The organism is Rhodococcus jostii NBRC 16295 (assembly GCF_001894825.1).
Taxonomy (GTDB): Bacteria; Actinomycetota; Actinomycetes; order Mycobacteriales; family Mycobacteriaceae; genus Rhodococcus_F; species Rhodococcus_F jostii.
This window is the reverse complement of the sequence record NZ_BCWY01000006.1, coordinates 1-17,384: the sequence shown is the minus strand read 5'-3', so window position 1 is coordinate 17,384 and position 17,384 is coordinate 1. Positions and strand designations below refer to the sequence as shown.

The 17,384-nt window shown below is 68.4% G+C and carries 16 protein-coding genes; 14 read left to right on the top strand and 2 right to left on the bottom strand.

The features are described 5' to 3' along the window. Positions 1 to 12: 12 nt before the first annotated feature. Complete coding sequence (rpmB, locus tag RJ1_RS06450; protein WP_005240429.1) at positions 13 to 204, bottom strand: 50S ribosomal protein L28; 192 nt, start codon at positions 202 to 204, stop codon at positions 13 to 15. Between the two features lie 236 nt (positions 205 to 440). Here rpmB and RJ1_RS06445 point away from each other — a divergent pair, with 236 nt between their 5' ends. The 10 genes from RJ1_RS06445 to mutM all read left to right on the top strand — a co-directional run bounded on the left by RJ1_RS06445 (position 441) and on the right by mutM (position 12,434). Then, positions 441 to 2,126: a DAK2 domain-containing protein gene (locus tag RJ1_RS06445; protein WP_073359147.1), complete on the top strand. Its 1,686-nt coding sequence runs from the start codon at positions 441 to 443 to the stop codon at positions 2,124 to 2,126. Positions 2,127 to 2,134: 8 nt separating this feature from the next. Further along, the gene (recG, locus tag RJ1_RS06440) at positions 2,135 to 4,393 is read left to right on the top strand and encodes an ATP-dependent DNA helicase RecG (RefSeq protein ID WP_073359146.1); all 2,259 of its coding nucleotides are present in this window, start codon (positions 2,135 to 2,137) and stop codon (positions 4,391 to 4,393) included. A 155-nt stretch (positions 4,394 to 4,548) separates the two neighbouring features. After that, positions 4,549 to 7,953, top strand: a complete 3,405-nt coding sequence (locus tag RJ1_RS06435) for a pyruvate carboxylase (RefSeq protein WP_073359145.1) — start codon at positions 4,549 to 4,551, stop codon at positions 7,951 to 7,953. After that, the gene (gene rsmD / locus RJ1_RS06430) at positions 7,950 to 8,516 is read left to right on the top strand and encodes a 16S rRNA (guanine(966)-N(2))-methyltransferase RsmD (protein WP_073359144.1); all 567 of its coding nucleotides are present in this window, start codon (positions 7,950 to 7,952) and stop codon (positions 8,514 to 8,516) included. Before RJ1_RS06435 ends, rsmD begins: the two co-directional genes overlap by 4 nt. Then, complete coding sequence (gene coaD / locus RJ1_RS06425; protein WP_073359143.1) at positions 8,513 to 9,007, top strand: pantetheine-phosphate adenylyltransferase; 495 nt, start codon at positions 8,513 to 8,515, stop codon at positions 9,005 to 9,007. The genes rsmD and coaD overlap by 4 nt, the downstream gene beginning before the upstream one ends. Before the next feature lie 107 nt (positions 9,008 to 9,114). Continuing rightward, positions 9,115 to 9,888: a DivIVA domain-containing protein gene (locus RJ1_RS06420; RefSeq protein WP_073359142.1), complete on the top strand. Its 774-nt coding sequence runs from the start codon at positions 9,115 to 9,117 to the stop codon at positions 9,886 to 9,888. A 160-nt stretch (positions 9,889 to 10,048) separates the two neighbouring features. After that, positions 10,049 to 10,609, top strand: coding sequence for a YceD family protein (locus tag RJ1_RS06415; RefSeq protein ID WP_073359141.1), 561 nt, complete (start codon positions 10,049 to 10,051; stop codon positions 10,607 to 10,609). A gap of 2 nt (positions 10,610 to 10,611) precedes the next feature. Next, positions 10,612 to 10,794, top strand: a complete 183-nt coding sequence (gene rpmF / locus RJ1_RS06410) for a 50S ribosomal protein L32 (RefSeq protein WP_005240446.1) — start codon at positions 10,612 to 10,614, stop codon at positions 10,792 to 10,794. A 19-nt stretch (positions 10,795 to 10,813) separates the two neighbouring features. Beyond that, entirely contained in the window at positions 10,814 to 11,572 is a 759-nt protein-coding gene (rnc, locus tag RJ1_RS06405; protein WP_073359140.1) for a ribonuclease III, read from the top strand. Further along, positions 11,565 to 12,434 (top strand): bifunctional DNA-formamidopyrimidine glycosylase/DNA-(apurinic or apyrimidinic site) lyase, encoded by an 870-nt coding sequence (mutM, locus tag RJ1_RS06400; RefSeq protein ID WP_073359139.1) that lies wholly within the window; start codon positions 11,565 to 11,567, stop codon positions 12,432 to 12,434. The genes rnc and mutM overlap by 8 nt, the downstream gene beginning before the upstream one ends. Here the strand turns inward: mutM and RJ1_RS06395 are convergent. After that, the gene (locus RJ1_RS06395; RefSeq protein ID WP_073359138.1) at positions 12,385 to 13,083 is read right to left on the bottom strand and encodes a pyridoxamine 5'-phosphate oxidase family protein; all 699 of its coding nucleotides are present in this window, start codon (positions 13,081 to 13,083) and stop codon (positions 12,385 to 12,387) included. The two genes, mutM and RJ1_RS06395, sit on opposite strands and share 50 nt — an antisense overlap. A 152-nt stretch (positions 13,084 to 13,235) precedes the next feature. On the opposite strand from RJ1_RS06395, the gene RJ1_RS06390 reads away from it, so the two are divergent. The 4 genes from RJ1_RS06390 to smc form a co-directional block, all read left to right on the top strand. After that, positions 13,236 to 13,676, top strand: coding sequence for an OsmC family protein (locus tag RJ1_RS06390; protein ID WP_073359137.1), 441 nt, complete (start codon positions 13,236 to 13,238; stop codon positions 13,674 to 13,676). Continuing rightward, a complete protein-coding gene (locus tag RJ1_RS06385) occupies positions 13,676 to 14,605 on the top strand; it encodes an NHL repeat-containing protein (protein ID WP_083400770.1) in 930 nt (309 codons plus the stop codon). The genes RJ1_RS06390 and RJ1_RS06385 overlap by 1 nt, the downstream gene beginning before the upstream one ends. Before the next feature lie 14 nt (positions 14,606 to 14,619). Beyond that, on the top strand, positions 14,620 to 14,880 hold the full coding sequence (locus RJ1_RS06380; RefSeq protein WP_083400771.1) for an acylphosphatase: 261 nt from the start codon (positions 14,620 to 14,622) through the stop codon (positions 14,878 to 14,880). Between the two features lie 22 nt (positions 14,881 to 14,902). Further along, positions 14,903 to 17,384: chromosome segregation protein SMC (smc, locus tag RJ1_RS06375; RefSeq protein WP_073359134.1), on the top strand; the 2,482-nt coding region annotated here is incomplete at its 3' end.

Below are 17,384 nucleotides of genomic sequence, written 5' to 3'. Positions count from 1 at the left end.
CGCAGCGTCGGGTCAGCCCCGAGCAACCTTTCCAGCCTTCAGGCAGGAGGTGCAGACGTTGACCTTCCGGGTGTTTCCGGGGGCAACCTCGGCACGAACAGTCTGAATGTTCGGGTTCCAGCGACGGTTGGTACGCCGGTGCGAGTGCGAGACCGACTTACCGAAGCCGGGCCCCTTGGCGCATACGTCGCAGACGGCAGCCATAGTCGCGAACTCCTTCAAGATAGTGAACTGTGAAATTTGCTGGCCTCGTGAAGACAGGACACAGCAAGTGCGCCCTTAACGAGGCAACCGTGCAAGAGTAGCCGCTCGAGTGCAGATTGGCCAAACCCGGTCCCGAACGGCTCGGACCGCAGGCCCGATCATCGTCCCCCGACTAGTCTGACGGCACCTTCCCCATTCCCCGGCCGGAGAGGACGACAGTGGCCCCTGAGCTCCCGATGGACGGTCGAGTCCTCGAGTCCTGGGCGCGGACCGCCGTTGCGGGACTGGAAAGGCGGTGCGAGGAGATCAACAGCCTCAACGTGTTTCCCATCCCGGACGCCGACACGGGCACGAATCTTCTGTTCACGATGCGCGCGGCGCTGGGTGCGATCGACGAGTACGCGGGGACCGACGGCGGCACGAAGGACGTCCGGCAGGTGGCGATCGCGCTCGCCAAGGGAGCGGTCGCCGGCGCACGGGGCAACTCGGGGGTGATCCTGTCCCAGGTGCTGCGAGGTCTCGCGGAAGCAGCCGTCACCCCCGCCGTCGACACGAGGACGGTCCGCACGGGACTGCTGATGGCCACCAATCTGGTGACGGACGCGGTGAGTTATCTGGTGGAGGGGACCATCGTCACCGTGCTGCGCTGCGCGGCGGATGCGGCGGCGGAGTTCCCCGACGAGGTGCCGATCGCGGTCACCGCACGCGCCGCCGCCGATGCCGCGGCGGCGGCTCTGACCAGGACACCGTCACAACTCGACGCGCTCGGCACCGCGGGTGTGGTGGACGCGGGCGGGCTCGGACTCGTGGTGATTCTCGACGCTCTCGTGACGGCCGTGACGGGTGCGCCGCCGGATCGGGCGCCGATCGCAGTCCACGTTCCGCGCCGCACACCCTCCGCACGCCCCACCGAACTCGTCCTCGCGCACAGCCCGCGGGACATGCACGCGCACCCGGGCGTCGGACCGGATTGCGACGACGGTTCGGACCAGGACTTCGAGGTGATGTATCTGGTCGCGGAATCGGACGAGTCCCGCATGGCGGACCTCCGTAGCGCGCTGAACGAGATGGGCGACTCGATCGTGATCGTCGGCGACGGCGGCGGGGGCTGGTCGGTGCACGTGCACTGCACGGACGCGGGCGCGGCCGTGGAGGCCGGACTCGCCGCGGGACGCATCCACGGAATCCGGGTCAGCAGCTTCCTCGTGGACGCTCGGGACCAGGGGCTGCTCGTCCCGCAGGTCCGGACCAGGCCGGATCAGGGCGAACGCGGAATCGTCGCCGTCGTCGCCGGAGACGGCGCCGCCGAACTGTTCGCGAGCGAGGGCGCGACCGTTCTCCGCTGCGACGACGCTCCCGTCACCCGCGCCCAGCTCCTCGGCATCATCCGGCAGATGGGACGCACCGAGGTGCTCGTCCTCCCCAATGGCGCGCTGACGGCCCAGGAGCTCGTCGCGGTCAGTGCGGCGGCGAGGGACGCCCGCCACGAGGTCCTTCTCCTCGCGACGTCCGCGATGGTGCAGGGGCTCGCGTCGCTGGCGGTGCACGATCCGGAGCGCGAGGCCGTGGACGACGCGTTCGCGATGTCGGAGGCGGCCGCCGCCACCCGCTGGGGGTCGCTGCGAATCGCCCGGGAACGCGCCCTCACCTACGTGGGCACCTGCGAACCCGGAGACGGCATCGGACTGATGGGGCACGAGGTGATCGTGATCGAACCGGACGCGGTCGCAGCCGGACGCCGACTCGTCGACCTCGTCCTCGGTGCCGGTGGAGAATTGGTGACCCTCCTGATGGGGTCGGAGGCGCCGGAAGGGCTCGACACGGAACTGGCGGATCACATCTCGCAGCGGCACCCCGGCGTCGAGGTGATGATCTACCACGGTGGACAGCCTGGAGATCTGTTGCAACTCGGGGTGGAATGAGGAATTCGATGGCCACATTGTCCGACCGGCTCGATCATCTGCTGGGGAAGAAGACCGCCGACGCGCTCGAGGCGGCGTTCGACATCCGCACGGTCGAGGACCTGTTGCGGCACTACCCGCACCGTTACGCCTCGCAGGGCCGCGAGCTCGCCGAGAAAGACCCGCCGGAGGGTGAGCACATCACGATCATCGCCCGGGTCACGTCCGCGGCCGTCGTGAAGATGAAGAACCGGCCGGGCAGCATGCTCAAGGTGGTCCTCGCGACCGACACCCAGAACGTCGACGTCACCTTCTTCAGTCCGCAGAAGGTCAAGCACGTGATCAAGCCCGGCGTGCGCGCGATGTTCTCGGGAACGGTCAAGTACTTCCGTAGCAAATGGAGCCTCACCCATCCGAGCTACCTGATCCTTCCCGAACCGCGTGCGGGCAGCGAGGACCCCGTGGTGAACGTCGGGCGGATCCGCGGCGCCGGTGACCTCGCCGGCATCGCCCGGGCGTCGCAGGAAGCCGGTGCGGGGGTCGACATGTCCGTGTTCGACCGTGCGTTGATCCCGCTCTATCCCGCCACCCGGGAGGTCGAGAGCTGGACGATCATGAAATGCGTCCGGCAGATCCTGGACCAGCTCGATCACGTCGACGACCCGCTGCCGGAGAACGTCCGCACCGAACGCGACCTGATCGGTCTCGACGAGGCACTCCGATCGGTCCACCTGCCCGACACCCGCGAGGACGTCGAGAACGCCCACGACCGTCTGCGGTTCGACGAGGCGACCGCGCTCCAGTTGGTTCTCGCGCGCCGCCGCCACGACAACGCGGAGAGGCTGGCACCGGAGTGCCCACCGGTGCCCGGCGGGATCGCCGACGTGTTCGAGAGCATGCTGCCGTTCCAGCTGACCGACGGACAGCACGCGGTCGCCGACGAGATCTCCGCCGATCTCGCGCAACCGCACCCGATGAGCAGGCTGTTGCAGGGCGAGGTGGGCTCGGGCAAGACGATCGTGGCCCTGCGCGCCATGTTGCAGGTGGTCGACGCCGGCTACCAGTGCGCACTGCTCGCTCCCACCGAGGTGCTCGCGACGCAGCACGCCCGGTCGTTGCGGGCGATGCTCGGCTCGCTCGCCACTGCGGGGGAGCTGGGGGCGCACGAGAAGGCGACGCGGGTGGCGCTCCTGACGGGGTCGATGCCGGTCGCCGCCAAACGCGCGGCGCTCAACGAAGCGATCACGGGCGACGCCGGGATCGTCATCGGCACACATGCCCTCATCCAGGACAACGTCGAGTTCTTCAACCTCGGGATGGTGGTGGTCGACGAGCAGCACCGGTTCGGTGTCGAGCAGCGGGACCGGTTGCGGTCGCGGGCACGGGAAGGGCTGAGTCCGCACCTGCTGGTGATGACGGCGACGCCGATTCCCCGCACGATCGCGATGACCGTGCTCGGCGATCTCGAGGTGTCGACGCTGCGCCAGCTGCCAAAGGGCCGGTCACCGATCAAGAGCAGTGTGGTACCTGCGTCCCAGAAACCGCAGTGGGTCACGCGGGCGTGGGAACGGATCCGGGAGGACGTCGCCGAGGGGCGGCAGGCGTACGTCGTCTGCTCGCGGATCGGCGACGGCGAGAAGGGCGACGGCGAGGACTCCTTCGACGAGAAGCAGCCAGAGACGAAGTCCGCCGTCGAGGTGTTCGAGGAATTGAGCGGCAGCATCATGCCCGACCTGCGGGTGGGACTGCTGCACGGACGGCTGCCGGCGGACGAGAAGGACGCCGTGATGCGCGACTTCACGGCCGGCGACATCGACGTCCTCGTGTGCACCACGGTCGTGGAGGTCGGCGTCGACGTCCCCAACGCGACGATCATGGTGATCGTCGACGCGGATCGGTTCGGTGTCAGTCAGCTGCACCAGCTGCGCGGACGCGTGGGTCGTGGCAAGCATCAGGGGCTGTGCATCCTCGTCACGGAGATGAATCCGGGCGGTCCCGCCTACGAGCGACTGTCGAACGTGGCGTCGACCAACGACGGGTTCGAACTCGCGCAACTCGACCTCGCCACCCGGCGCGAGGGCGACATCCTCGGCGCGGCGCAGTCGGGCACGACGTCCACGCTGCGCCTGTTGTCGCTACTCGGTCACGAGGACGTCATCGCTGCGGCGTCCGAGTTCGCGCGATCGGTGATCGCCGACGATCCGCGACTCGAGAACCACCCGGGGCTGTCCGCGATGGTGACGTCGGCTCTGGACGCCGACCGCATCGAATACCTGGAGAAAACGTGAGAACTTACTTCGCTTCACGTAAATCTTCGCTCGTCTGTTTCGGGTCTGTTGCAGAATTCGCACACGTCAGGGGCGTCTTTGTGAAGATTGCGGAGGATCTTGCATTGTGGGATGCCATTTCTCCGCGACCGTCGAAAGCGGGGTAGTTTGCTCCAATGTTCTCCAAAGTCCTGGTCGCCAACCGTGGCGAAATTGCGATCCGCGCTTTCCGTGCCGCCTACGAACTAGGTGCTGGAACGGTCGCGGTGTTCCCGTACGAGGATCGGAACTCGATCCACCGTCTGAAGGCTGATGAGAGTTATCAGATCGGCGAGGAGGGCCACCCGGTTCGGGCGTACCTCTCCGTCGACGAGATCGTCTCCGCGGCCAAGCAGGCAGGCGCCGACGCCATCTACCCCGGCTACGGCTTCCTTTCCGAGAACCCGGATCTCGCCGCCGCGTGCGCCGAGGCGGGCATCACGTTCGTGGGCCCCTCCGCCGAGGTGCTCGAGCTGACCGGCAACAAGGCGCGCGCGATCGCCGCCGCGAAGGCCGCCGGTCTGCCGGTGCTGGCGTCGTCGGCGCCGTCCGCCGATGTGGACGAGTTGCTGGCCGCGGCCGAGACGATGCAGTTCCCCCTCTTCGTGAAGGCCGTCGCAGGCGGCGGTGGCCGCGGCATGCGCCGTGTCGCCGAGCCGGCGCAGCTCAAGGAGTCCATCGAGGCCGCCGCCCGCGAGGCGGAATCGGCGTTCGGTGACCCGACGGTGTTCCTCGAGCAGGCCGTCGTCGACCCGCGGCACATCGAGGTCCAGATCCTGGCCGACGGTCAGGGCAACGTCATCCACCTGTTCGAGCGGGACTGCTCGCTGCAGCGTCGTCACCAGAAGGTGATCGAGCTCGCGCCGGCCCCGAACCTTCCGGAAGAGCTGCGGGCGAAGATCTGCGCCGACGCGGTGGCGTTCGCGAAGGAGATCAACTACTCCTGCGCGGGCACCGTCGAATTCCTCCTCGACACCCGCGGCAACCACGTGTTCATCGAGATGAACCCGCGCATCCAGGTTGAGCACACCGTCACCGAAGAGGTCACGGACGTCGACCTGGTGCAGTCGCAGCTGCGGATCGCGTCGGGCGAGACCCTCGCCGATCTGGGCCTGACTCAGGACAAGATCACCCTGCGTGGGGCTGCGTTGCAATGCCGCATCACCACCGAGGACCCGGCCAACGGGTTCCGCCCGGACACCGGCCGGATCACCGGCTACCGCACCCCGGGCGGTGCCGGTATCCGCCTCGACGGCGGTACGTCGGTCGGGGCAGAGGTCTCCGCGTACTTCGACTCGATGCTCGTCAAGCTCACCTGCCGCGGCCGCGACTTCGAAACCGCCGTCGCCCGGGCCCGCCGCGCGGTCACCGAGTTCCGCATCCGCGGGGTGTCGACGAACATCCCGTTCCTGCAGGCGGTGCTCGACGACCCCGATTTCAAGGCCGGCCGGGTCACGACGTCCTTCATCGAGGAGCGCCCCCAGCTGCTCACTCTGCGCAGCTCCGCCGACCGTGGCACCAAGATCCTCACCTACCTCGCCGACGTGACGGTCAACAAGCCGCACGGCGAGCGGCCGTCGGCGGTCTACCCGCGCGACAAGCTGCCCCAGATCGACCTGTCCACCCCGCCGCCGGACGGCAGCCGCCAGAAGCTCCTGGCCCTCGGTCCGGAAGGCTTCGCCAAGGCACTGCGGGAGCAGAAGGCCCTCGCCGTCACGGAGACCACGTTCCGCGACGCCCACCAGTCGCTGCTCGCGACCCGGGTGCGCACCAGCGGTCTGCTCGACGTCGCCGGGCATGTGGCCCGGCTGACCCCGGAACTGCTGTCGATCGAGGCGTGGGGCGGTGCCACCTACGATGTGGCGCTGCGGTTCCTGCACGAGGACCCGTGGTACCGGCTGTCGGCGCTGCGTGAGGCCGTGCCCAACATCTGCCTGCAGATGCTGCTGCGCGGACGCAACACTGTCGGCTACACCCCGTACCCGGAGAAGGTGACGCGGGCGTTCGTCGAGGAGGCCACCAACAGCGGCATCGACATCTTCCGCATCTTCGACGCCCTCAACAACGTCGACCAGATGCGGCCGGCCATCGACGCCGTCCGCGAGACCGGCACCGCCCTCGCCGAGGTCGCCCTGTCCTACACCGGCGACCTGTCGAACCCGAACGAGAACCTGTACACCCTCGACTACTACCTGCGCCTGGCGGAGGAGATCGTCGAGGCAGGTGCGCACGTCATCGCGATCAAGGACATGGCCGGACTGCTCCGCGCCCCGGCCGCCACCACCCTGGTGACGGCGCTGCGCAAGAACTTCGACCTGCCCGTGCACGTGCACACCCACGACACCCCGGGCGGTCAGCTCGCCACGTACCTGGCGGCGTGGCAGGCCGGCGCGGACGCGGTCGACGGTGCCTCGGCCGCGATGGCCGGCACCACCAGCCAGCCCGCGTTGTCGGCGATCGTGGCGGCGGCCGCGCATTCCGAGTACGACACCGGCCTGGACCTGCAGGCCGTGTGCGACCTCGAGCCGTACTGGGAGGCGCTGCGGAAGGTGTACAAGCCGTTCGAGTCCGGGCTGCCCGCCCCGACCGGTCGCGTCTACACCCACGAGATCCCCGGTGGTCAGCTGTCGAACCTGCGCACCCAGGCCGTGGCCCTCGGTCTCGGCGACAAGTTCGAGGAGGTCGAGGCCAAGTACGCGGCCGCCGACCGCATGCTGGGCCGCCTGGTCAAGGTCACCCCGTCGTCGAAGGTGGTCGGCGACCTGGCCCTGCATCTCGTCGGATCCGGGGCGTCCACCGAGGAGTTCAAGGACAACCCGGCGAAGTTCGACCTCCCCGATTCCGTGGTCGGGTTCCTGCGCGGCGAACTGGGCACCCCGCCCGGCGGCTGGCCGGAACCGTTCCGCACCCGGGCACTGGAAGGCCGCGGCGCCGCGAAGCCCGAGGTGCCGCTGTCCGCGGAGGACGAGAAGGCCCTCTCCGGCACGTCCGCGGAACGCCGCGCCACCCTCAACCGGTTGCTGTTCCCCGGCCCGACGAAGGAATTCCTCGAGCACCGGGACAAGTACGGCGACACCTCGCAGCTTTCGGCGAACCAGTTCTTCTACGGTCTGCGCCGCGGCGACGAGCACCGGGTCCGCCTCGCGCAGGGTGTCGAGCTGATCATCGGGCTCGAGGCCATCTCCGAACCCGACGAGCGGGGCTACCGCACCGTGATGTGCATCCTCAACGGGCAGCTGCGTCCGGTGTCGGTGCGCGACCGGTCCATCTCCAGTGAGATCCCCGCCGCGGAGAAGGCCGACAAGAGCAACCCCGGCCACGTCCCGGCGCCGTTCGCCGGTGTCGTGACGCTCGCCGTCACCGAGGGCCAGCACATCGCCGCCGGCGACACGATCGCGACCATCGAGGCCATGAAGATGGAAGCGGCCATCACCGCACCCCGCGGTGGCACCGTCTCCCGGCTGGCCATCGGATCGGTCCAGCAGGTGGAGGGCGGCGACCTGCTCGCCGTCGTGGCGACAGGGGAGTCCGCGAGCGAGTGACTCGGATCATCGCGGGACTCGCGGGCGGTCGACGCCTGCGGGTCCCGCCGAGCGGGACCCGGCCCACCTCGGACCGGGTCCGCGAGGCGTTGTTCAGTGCGTTGCACGCAAGGATGGACCTCGAGGGCGCATCCGTCCTCGACCTCTACGCGGGATCGGGGGCGCTCGGCCTGGAGGCGCTCTCCCGGGGTGCGGATCGGGTCGTCCTAGTCGAGTCCGATTCCAAAGCCACCGGGATCATCAAACACAACGTCACCACGGTCGGTCTGCCGGGCGCCGAAGTGCGTGGCGCTCCGGTAGCCGCGGTCCTGGCGGGCACAGCCGACCGGCCGTACGACCTGGTGATGGCGGATCCGCCGTACGCCGTGGACGACGAGGCGGTGCAGACGGTGCTCGGCCATCTGCGGGCCAACGGCTGGGTCGGCGACGGCTCGATCGTAGTGCTCGAGCGGTCGTCGAGATCACCCGAGACCGCGTGGCCCGACGGCTTCGCGCCCGTCAAGGCGAAGAAGTACGGCGAGGCGAGAATCGAATTGGCGACCTGCTACGGTCTGGACTCATGACTGGCGCTGTCTGCCCCGGATCCTTCGACCCCGTGACCAACGGCCACCTTGACGTGATCGGCAGAGCTGCTGCGCAGTTCGACGAGGTCATCGTCACGGTCATGGTCAACAAGAGCAAGCGTGGCCTGTTCACCGTCGACGAGCGCATCGAGATGCTCGAAGACTCCACCAGCGAACTGCCCAACGTCCGGGTGTCCTCGTGGCACGGCCTGCTGGTGGATTACGCCAAGCAGCAAGGGATCACGGCGATCGTCAAGGGCCTGCGCGGCGCCAACGACTTCGACTACGAGCTGCAGATGGCCCAGATGAACCAGAAGCTCAGTGGCGTCGACACCCTCTTCATCCCGACCAACCCCACGTACAGCTACCTGTCGAGTTCGCTCGTGAAGGAAGTGGCCACGTTCGGTGGCGACGTCTCCGACATGCTGCCGGAGAAGGTACACGCCCGCCTCCTCGCGAGGATCGCCGAGCGCGCCGCCGAGAGCAGCTGATACCCGACACACCGGCTGCCACGACGCACCCTCGGCGTCCGGTCGGGCAGACTTGCACGGAGAAGGCTGCGCCGACCTGCTGAGGGTCATGACGATTGGGGTTGCTTGTGTACCGGGTATTCGAGGCGCTCGACGAACTTGTCGCGATTGTCGAAGAGGCACGCGGCGTACCGATGACCGCCGGCTGCGTCGTTCCGCGCGGCGACGTCCTCGAACTGCTCGACGACGTGCGCGATGCGATCCCCGGTGAACTCGACGACGCCCAGGACGTCCTGGACCACAAGGACAAACTGGTCGGGGACGCGCGGTCCAACGCGGAGAAGACGATCTCCGGCGCAAACGCCGAGGCGAACTCCACCATCGAGAACGCACGCGACGACGCCGACCGCATTCTGGCCGACGCGAAGGCGCAGGCCGACCGGATGGTGGCCGAGGCCCGCGCGCACGCCGAGCAGTTGGTCACCGACGCGCGCGCCGAGGCCGAATCCTCCGTGGCGGAAGGCCAGCGCGAATACGACTCGCTCACGGGCCGGGCCCGGTCCGAGGCCGATCGGATGATCGAATCGGGTAAGGCGTCCTACGAGCGGTCGGTCGCGGAGGGCACGGCGGAGCAGGAGCGTCTCGTCTCGCAGACGGAGGTTGTCCAGACCGCGCACGCCGAGTCGGCCCGGGTGATCGACTCCGCGCACGCCGAGTCGGATCGTCTCCGCTCGGACTGCGACCTCTACGTCGACACCAAGCTCGCGGAGTTCGAGGACTTCCTGAACGGCACCATCCGGTCCGTGGGGCGCGGCCGTCAGCAGTTGCGGACGGGCTCGGGTGTTCCCGACTACTCCTCCGACTATGACGTCGACGACCGCCGCGCCGAGCGTCGCCGCTGAGGCGTCCCCTCCGGTCGGCGCACCTGATCGAATTTGGCTCCACCGCGCAGATTGCGTATCGTGGAGTGGTTGCCCTTTGTCGTTTCCCTTTTCTCGAAAGTGAAGTTTGTTGTCATCCCATCGCCACAGCTCATCGCGTTCCCGTCGGGACGCGGACTTCGTGCTGGATACGGTCAAACTCGGCCGTCGCCCCGGTTCGATGCGCACCGTGGAACGGGTGGTGACGGCGCCACGGCGCATCGGTCTCGACCTGATCGCCATCGAGGAAGGATCGGAGATCGATCTCGATCTCCGGTTGGAGGCCGTATCCGAGGGGGTTCTGGTCACCGGTTCGTTGCGAGCCGACACCGCAGGGGAGTGCTCGAGGTGTCTCGAGCCGTTCTCCGACACGGTGGACCTCACACTCACGGAGCTGTTCGCATACCCGGACAGCACCACGGTAGAGACCACGGAGGAGGGGGAGGTCTATCACGTCGTCGACGACGAGATCGACCTCGAACCCGTCGTGATCGACGCCGTCGGCCTCGCACTGCCATTGCAGCCGCTCTGCAGTGACGACTGCCAAGGATTGTGCCCAGAATGTGGCGTTCGCCTGGCGATTGCCGAATCTGGCCATGGGCATGACATACTTGATCCTCGCTGGGCTGGTCTTGCAGCCAAATTTGGCGTGGATTCAGAACCCAGCAAGAATCTTGTGAACAACGAAGCCGAGGAGAAGTAGAAGTGGCTGTCCCCAAGCGCAGAATGTCGCGATCCAACACGAGGTCGCGTCGCAGCCAGTGGAAGACCACTGTGCCCACCCTCGTCACGTGCCCCAACCGTGGCTGCGGCGAGAAGACGCTGCCCCACGTCGCGTGCCCGTCGTGTGGCACATACAAGGGCCGCCAGGTCACTGCCGCCGTCTAATTCTCCACGGAGAGGCGTTGTGACGAGCGACATCAGTAATACACCCGCCGGCGGCGAGGAGGATCACGCTTCCCTCCTCGCCGCCCTCGGCGTAGAAATCGAGCCTTCGCTGCTCACCCTGGCGTTGACGCACCGCTCGTACGCGTACGAGAACGGTGGTCTGCCCACCAACGAGCGTCTCGAGTTTCTCGGTGACTCCGTACTCGGAGTCACCGTCACGGAGAAGCTCTATCTCGCGCATCCCGACAAATCCGAGGGCGACCTCGCGAAGATTCGGGCGAGCATCGTGAACATGCACGCGCTCGCGGAGGTGGCGCGCAGTCTCGGTGAGGGCGGCCTCGGTGCCCATCTCCTGCTCGGGAAGGGCGAGGAGATGACCGGCGGCCGCGACAAGCCGAGCATCCTGGCCGACGGCATGGAGTCGATTCTCGGCGCCATCCACCTCGAGCACGGCATCGAGACGGCGCGACGCGTCGTACTCGACCTCTTCAGCGACCTCCTCCAGCGAGCCCCCCGCCTCGGGGCCGGCCTGGACTGGAAGACGAGTCTGCAGGAGCTGACCGCGGAGCGTGGCGTCGGTGTTCCGGCGTACGAGATCACCGCGACCGGACCGGATCACGACAAGGAGTTCACCGCCACTGTGATCGTCGGCGGCAAACCCCTCGGCGTCGGCATCGGCCGCTCCAAGAAAGAGGCCGAGCAGAAGGCCGCGAGCACGGCGTGGAACGCGTTGTCCGACGCCGGACCCGACGTAGCCGCCGACGACGTCAGTGCCTGAACTACCCGAAGTCGAGGTGGTCCGGCGCGGACTCGAACGCCACATCGTGGGGGCGTCGATCGATTCGGTCGACATCCTTCACCCGCGGGCGATTCGGCGTCACCTCCCCGGCGCGGCCGATCTCACCGGGCAACTCACCGGCGAACGCATCGCGAGCGCGGACCGCCGGGGAAAGTATTTGTGGCTGGTCCTCGAACCCAGCACGGTCGCCCTCGTGGTGCATCTCGGCATGAGCGGTCAAATGCTCGTGCAGCCACCGGAATTGCCGACCGAGAAGCATCTCCGTATCCGGGCGCGGCTCGATTCCGGTCTCGACCTCCGGTTCGTCGACCAGCGGACGTTCGGGGGATGGGCGCTGGCGCCTCTCGTCGAGGTCGACGGTTCGCTCGTCCCGGACTCGGTCGCGCACATCGCCCGCGACCCCTTGGACCCCCGCTTCGACCTCGCTGCCACCGTGAAGGTCGTGCGCGGCAAGCACACCGAGATCAAGCGCGCGCTGCTGGACCAGACCGTGGTCTCCGGCATCGGCAACATCTACGCGGACGAGGCGTTGTGGCGTGCACAGATCCACGGAAACCGGCTCACCGACCGGCTGAGCGGTCCGAAGATCCGTGAACTGCTCACCGCCGCTCAGGATGTCATGCGTGAGGCGCTGACTCAGGGCGGCACGTCCTTCGATGCGTTGTACGTGAACGTCAACGGCGAGTCGGGGTACTTCGACCGTTCCCTGTCTGCCTACGGTCAGGAGGATCGCCCGTGCCCACGGTGCGGCGCCGCGATCCGGCGGGAGAAGTTCATGAACCGCTCGTCGTTCAGTTGCCCGAAGTGCCAGCCGGCGCCACGGAGAAGCCCGGCGAAATAAGCTGCGTGAGTTCGGCGGTCACGTTCTCGTCGGACGTCCGGCCGTCGGTGTCGTGCCGCGGTGTCGCCTTGGCGTCGAAGTAGTCGCCGCCCTTGCGTTTCACGTCGTCGGTGCCCCACTCCCGGTGCCGGGGGACCGGCGCCATCCTCGGAATGTGCTTGCGGCAGTGGATGTATGCCTCCTCGACCTCCACGACCACCCAGCGTTCCGGGATCCGGCCGTTGGCGTGGTCCGCCGGCAGGTCGGCGATGTCGGAGCGGAGAACGGCGTCCTCGACGATCCGGGCCGAGCCGTTGACGTGCAGACCGATCAGATCCTGCACGAAGTCCACGAGAACGATTCCCACGTGCGGGTTCTCCAGGATGTTGCCGAGGCTCGCCATGACGCCGTTGCCGCGGTACTCCGGGTACGTGAGGGTCTTCGAATCGATGACGTGCATGAACCCGGGTGTTCCGGCGCGAAGGCTGTTGTCGCACTCACCGGATGCGTCGGCGGTGGCGATGAACGCGATCTCCTGGCGTCCGACGAACTCGATCATCGTCGGATTGAGATGGTCCAGCACCTGATCCGAGTAGAACTTGGCGGCACGATCCTCGGTGCCGTGCTCGGATTGGAGTCGGTGCTCTCCCGCACTACCGATCTGACCCATCTGTATTCCCCGCTACGTCTCGGCGTCATTGGTCGGTTCACCCTACGGCCCAACGGTTTCCTCTGCCGAGAATCCGCGTTCACAAGTGCGCGGAACCCGGTGTCGCCCACCCTCCTACCTGGCGTTGCGCCGACCGGTGGCAGGATTGACGCATGGCAGAACAGACTTCCGACACGACGGCGCCCACCTCACTGTGGGTCGAGCGCACGGGCACGCGGCGGTACACCGGCCGCAGCTCGCGCGGCGCCGAGGTCCTGATCGGCTCCGAGGGCGTGGAAGGCGTGTTCACCCCCGGGGAACTTCTGAAGATCGCCCTCGCCGCGTGCAGTGGAATGAGCTCGGACTTCCCGCTGTCGCGTCGCCTCGGCGAAAACTATGACACCACCATCCGGGTGTCCGGCGTCGCGGACCGCGAGAACGAGGTGTACCCGCAGCTCGACGAGGTGATGGAACTCGATCTCAGCGAGCTCGACGCCGACGCTCAGGAGCGTCTGGTGGCGCTCGTGGAACGGTCGGTCGACAAGGTGTGCACGGTCGGGCGGACGTTGAAGGCCGGAACGAAAGTGACGTTGACCGTCGCGAGAGAAGCATGATGCGGCGAGAGCTTGCGGCGCTCGCGGGCGGGACGGCGCTCTGCGCGGGTCTGCTCGTGGTCGCGCCCGCCGCGGCCGGGCCGGCGTTCTCGCCTCCGGCCGGCGCGTGCACCCCGTGGTCGGCGTCCGAGGTGGCGTCCGGGGCGGGTGTTCTCGAGAACCTGGCCTTCGACGGCTCGGGAACCATGCTGGTGTCGCGGACCGGGCTGGTCGGCGGTGGAGCTCTCGACGGCGTCCGCCCCGACGGCACCGTCACCCCGGTCGTGCCCGAGGTGGAGGCGCCGGGCGGGATCGCCGTGGACGGCGCAGACGCCTACTTCGCCACGGGGAACTCGTTCGCGGCCGGGGTCACCGGCTCGACGAACGGCACGGTCGACGTCGTGAACCTCGACACGGGCGACACCCGGACTCTGGCCGAGGGTCTGGTCATGCCCAACGGGCTGGTACGGCTGAGCAACGGCGACATCCTCACCGCCCGGAATCTGGGCTCCGGGGCGGGACTGACCCGCGTCCCGGCCGCGGATCCCCACACACCCGAGGTGGTGCGCACCGATCTGGGAACCGTCGACGGTCTGGCGGTGCACGACGGCAACGTCTACACGGTGACGACGTTCGACACGACGACCACGTTGCGGATCCTCCGCGAGAACGACCTCAGCGGTCCCGTCGTGTCGGTCGAGTTGCCCGGCTCGGGGCCCCTCAACGCGGCCGACGACCTCACCGTCGGACCGGACGGCATCGTGTACGTCGCCTACAACGGCGGCGGCAGGGTGGTGCGTGTCGATCCCGCCACCGGGGAGAGCTGCGCGCTGGCATCCGGACTGCCCCTCGTGTCGTCGGTGCGGTTCGGCGCCGGACCGGGCTGGGATCCGGACGCGCTCTACGCCACGAGTTTCACCGGAAAGATCTACAAGCTCGAACGGTCGTGACAGGTATGGAGAGAATGACCGCGTGGGTGCACGGATACGTGCAGGGGGTGGGGTTCCGGTGGTGGACCCGCGCCCGCGCGCTGGAACTCGGCCTCGTCGGATATGCGGCCAATCAGAAGGACGGCCGCGTGCTCGTGATCGCCGAGGGACCGCGCGACAAGCTGGAGTCGCTGCTGACGCTGCTCCGTTCCGGCGACACGCCGGGCGCGGTGGATCTCGTCGTGGAGCAGTGGGATTCCGCGCGCGGAGACCTCATCGGGTTCGTCGAACGGTGAACCGCAGGTAAAGTTCTCCGTCATGCATCTGAAGAGTCTGACGCTGAAGGGATTCAAATCCTTTGCGTCCGCAACGACTCTGCGATTCGAGCCGGGAATCACCTGTGTCGTGGGGCCCAACGGGTCGGGTAAGTCCAACGTGGTCGACGCGCTCACCTGGGTCATGGGCGAGCAGGGGGCGAAGGCCCTGCGCGGCGGCAAGATGGAAGATGTCATCTTCGCCGGCACCGCCGGGCGGGCCCCCCTCGGACGCGCCGAGGTCACGCTGACCATCGACAATTCGGACGGCGCCCTGCCGATCGACTACTCCGAGGTGTCCATCACCCGGCGCATGTTCCGCGACGGCGCCGGCGAATACGAGATCAACGGCAGCTCCTGCCGGCTGATGGACGTGCAGGAACTCCTCAGCGACTCCGGCATCGGCCGGGAGATGCACGTCATCGTCGGGCAGGGCCGCCTCGCCGCGATCCTCGAATCGCGCCCGGAAGACCGGCGCGCCTTCATCGAGGAAGCAGCCGGAGTTCTCAAGCACCGCAAACGCAAGGAAAAGGCGGTCCGCAAACTCGACGCGATGCAGGCCAACCTGGCGCGTCTGAACGACCTCACCGCGGAGTTGCGACGGCAGCTCAAACCACTCGGGCGTCAGGCCGAGGTGGCACGCCGCGCCCAGACCGTGCAGGCCGATCTCCGTGACGCGAAGCTGCGGCTCGCCGCGGACGATCTGGTGACGCGGCGCGAGGAGCTGGCCGACCAGGCCCAGGACGAGAAGGTGGCCCGCGAGCAGCACGACCAGGTCACCGCGGCGCTCGACGAGGCCAATCTCGAGCTCGGCCGTCACGAGCAGGAACTGTCGAGGCTCACTCCGGGCGCGGAAGCGGCCGCGCAGACGTGGTTCCAGTTGTCGGCGCTCGCAGAGCGCGTCAACGCGACCATCCGCATCGCCCGGGAGCGGGCGCGCCACCTCGACTCGGAGCCGTCCGCCAACCGTGGTCAGGACCCCGACGAGATGGAGGCCCGCGCCGACCGGATCGCCGCGGAGGAACTGGAACTCGTCGAAGCAGTCGAGATGGCGCGCGCGGCGCTCGACGCGGCCAAGGAGCAGCTGGCGCTGGGGGAGGAGACCGCCGCCGAGGCCGAACGGGCCCACATGGCCGCGGTCAGGGCCATCGCGGACCGCCGCGAAGGCCTGGCCCGGTTGTCCGGGCAGGTCGACACGCTGCGCACGCGCGCCGACTCCGTCGACGCCGAAGTGTCCCGGCTGACGGTCGCGATCGAGGAGGCCCGCCAGCGCGGCGACGCGGCGCAGTCCGAATTCGAGGTCGTCCAGGACGAGATCGGTGACCTCGACGCGGGAGAGCTGGGGCTCGACTCCCATCACGAGCGTGCCGTCGAGGCGCTGCGCCTGATCACCGAACGCGTCACCGAACTCCAGAGCGACGAGCGCGCCGCCGGGCAGGAGGTGGCGTCGCTGCGCGCCCGGATCGACGCCCTGTCGATGGGTCTCGAACGCAAGGACGGCGCCGGCTGGCTCGTCGAGAACCGCAGTTCACAGGGCATCCGGGGGTCGATCGGTGGACTCATTACCGTCGAGAAGGGGTACGAGGGCGCCGTCGCGGCCGCGATGGGACCCGCCGCCGACGCCGTCGTCGCCGAATCCCTCGACGCCGCCCGCAGCGCGGTCGGCGCGCTGAAGGACACGGACAACGGGCGGGCGTCCCTCGTCATCGGAACCGATCAGGCCGCGCCGAACGGTGGGCACCTGGAGTCCGGCGCCCGGTGGGCCGTCGACGTCATCGACTGCCCGGCCGAACTGCGGACCGGACTTGCGGCGCTCCTCGGCGGAGTGGTCGTGGTCGATTCCCTCGACGACGCCGTCGAGCACGTCCGGCGCAGGCCCGACGTGCGCGCCGTCACCCGCGACGGAGATCTCCTCGGTGCGGGCTGGATGAGCGGCGGCTCCGACCGGCAGCCGAGCACCCTCGAGGTCCAGGCCGCCATCGACAACTCGGTGCTGGATCTCGCCCGCGCCGAACGGCGGGCCGAGGAACTGTCGGCGGCACTGTCCGGTGCGGTCGCGGAACAGGCCGATCGCCAGGAGAACGCCGAGCAGGCGCTGGCCGCGCTGAACGAGTCCGACGCCGCGATGTCCGCCATCTACGAGCGTCTCGGCCGTCTCGGCCAGGCGGCGAGGGCCGCGCATGCCGAGTCCGACCGGCTCATGGCGCAGCGGGACAAGGCCGAGAGCGGTCGCGAGGACACCCTGACCGCGCTGGCCGAGCTCGAGGAACGGCTGCGCATGGCGGAACAGGAAGGATCACCCGCCGGAGCCGACACGGGTGGTTCCGATTCGACGAGCATCGATCGCGAGATGGCGGCAGCGGCGCTGGCCGAAGTGCGGGCCGTCGAAGTGGAAGCCCGCCTGTCCGTGCGGACCGCCGAGGAGCGGGCCGAGTCGGTGCGCGGCAAGGCCGACTCCCTGCGCCGTGCCGCACAGGTGGAGCGCG

Coding starts and splice junctions, on each gene's coding strand:
- rpmB (WP_005240429.1), bottom strand. CDS start 204: ATGGCTGCCGTCTGCGACGTATGCGCCAAGGGGCCCGGCTTCGGTAAG.
- RJ1_RS06445 (WP_073359147.1), top strand. CDS start 441: ATGGACGGTCGAGTCCTCGAGTCCTGGGCGCGGACCGCCGTTGCGGGA.
- recG (WP_073359146.1), top strand. CDS start 2,135: ATGGCCACATTGTCCGACCGGCTCGATCATCTGCTGGGGAAGAAGACC.
- RJ1_RS06435 (WP_073359145.1), top strand. CDS start 4,549: ATGTTCTCCAAAGTCCTGGTCGCCAACCGTGGCGAAATTGCGATCCGC.
- coaD (WP_073359143.1), top strand. CDS start 8,513: ATGACTGGCGCTGTCTGCCCCGGATCCTTCGACCCCGTGACCAACGGC.
- RJ1_RS06395 (WP_073359138.1), bottom strand. CDS start 13,083: ATGGGTCAGATCGGTAGTGCGGGAGAGCACCGACTCCAATCCGAGCAC.
- RJ1_RS06390 (WP_073359137.1), top strand. CDS start 13,236: ATGGCAGAACAGACTTCCGACACGACGGCGCCCACCTCACTGTGGGTC.
- RJ1_RS06385 (WP_083400770.1), top strand. CDS start 13,676: ATGCGGCGAGAGCTTGCGGCGCTCGCGGGCGGGACGGCGCTCTGCGCG.
- RJ1_RS06380 (WP_083400771.1), top strand. CDS start 14,620: ATGACCGCGTGGGTGCACGGATACGTGCAGGGGGTGGGGTTCCGGTGG.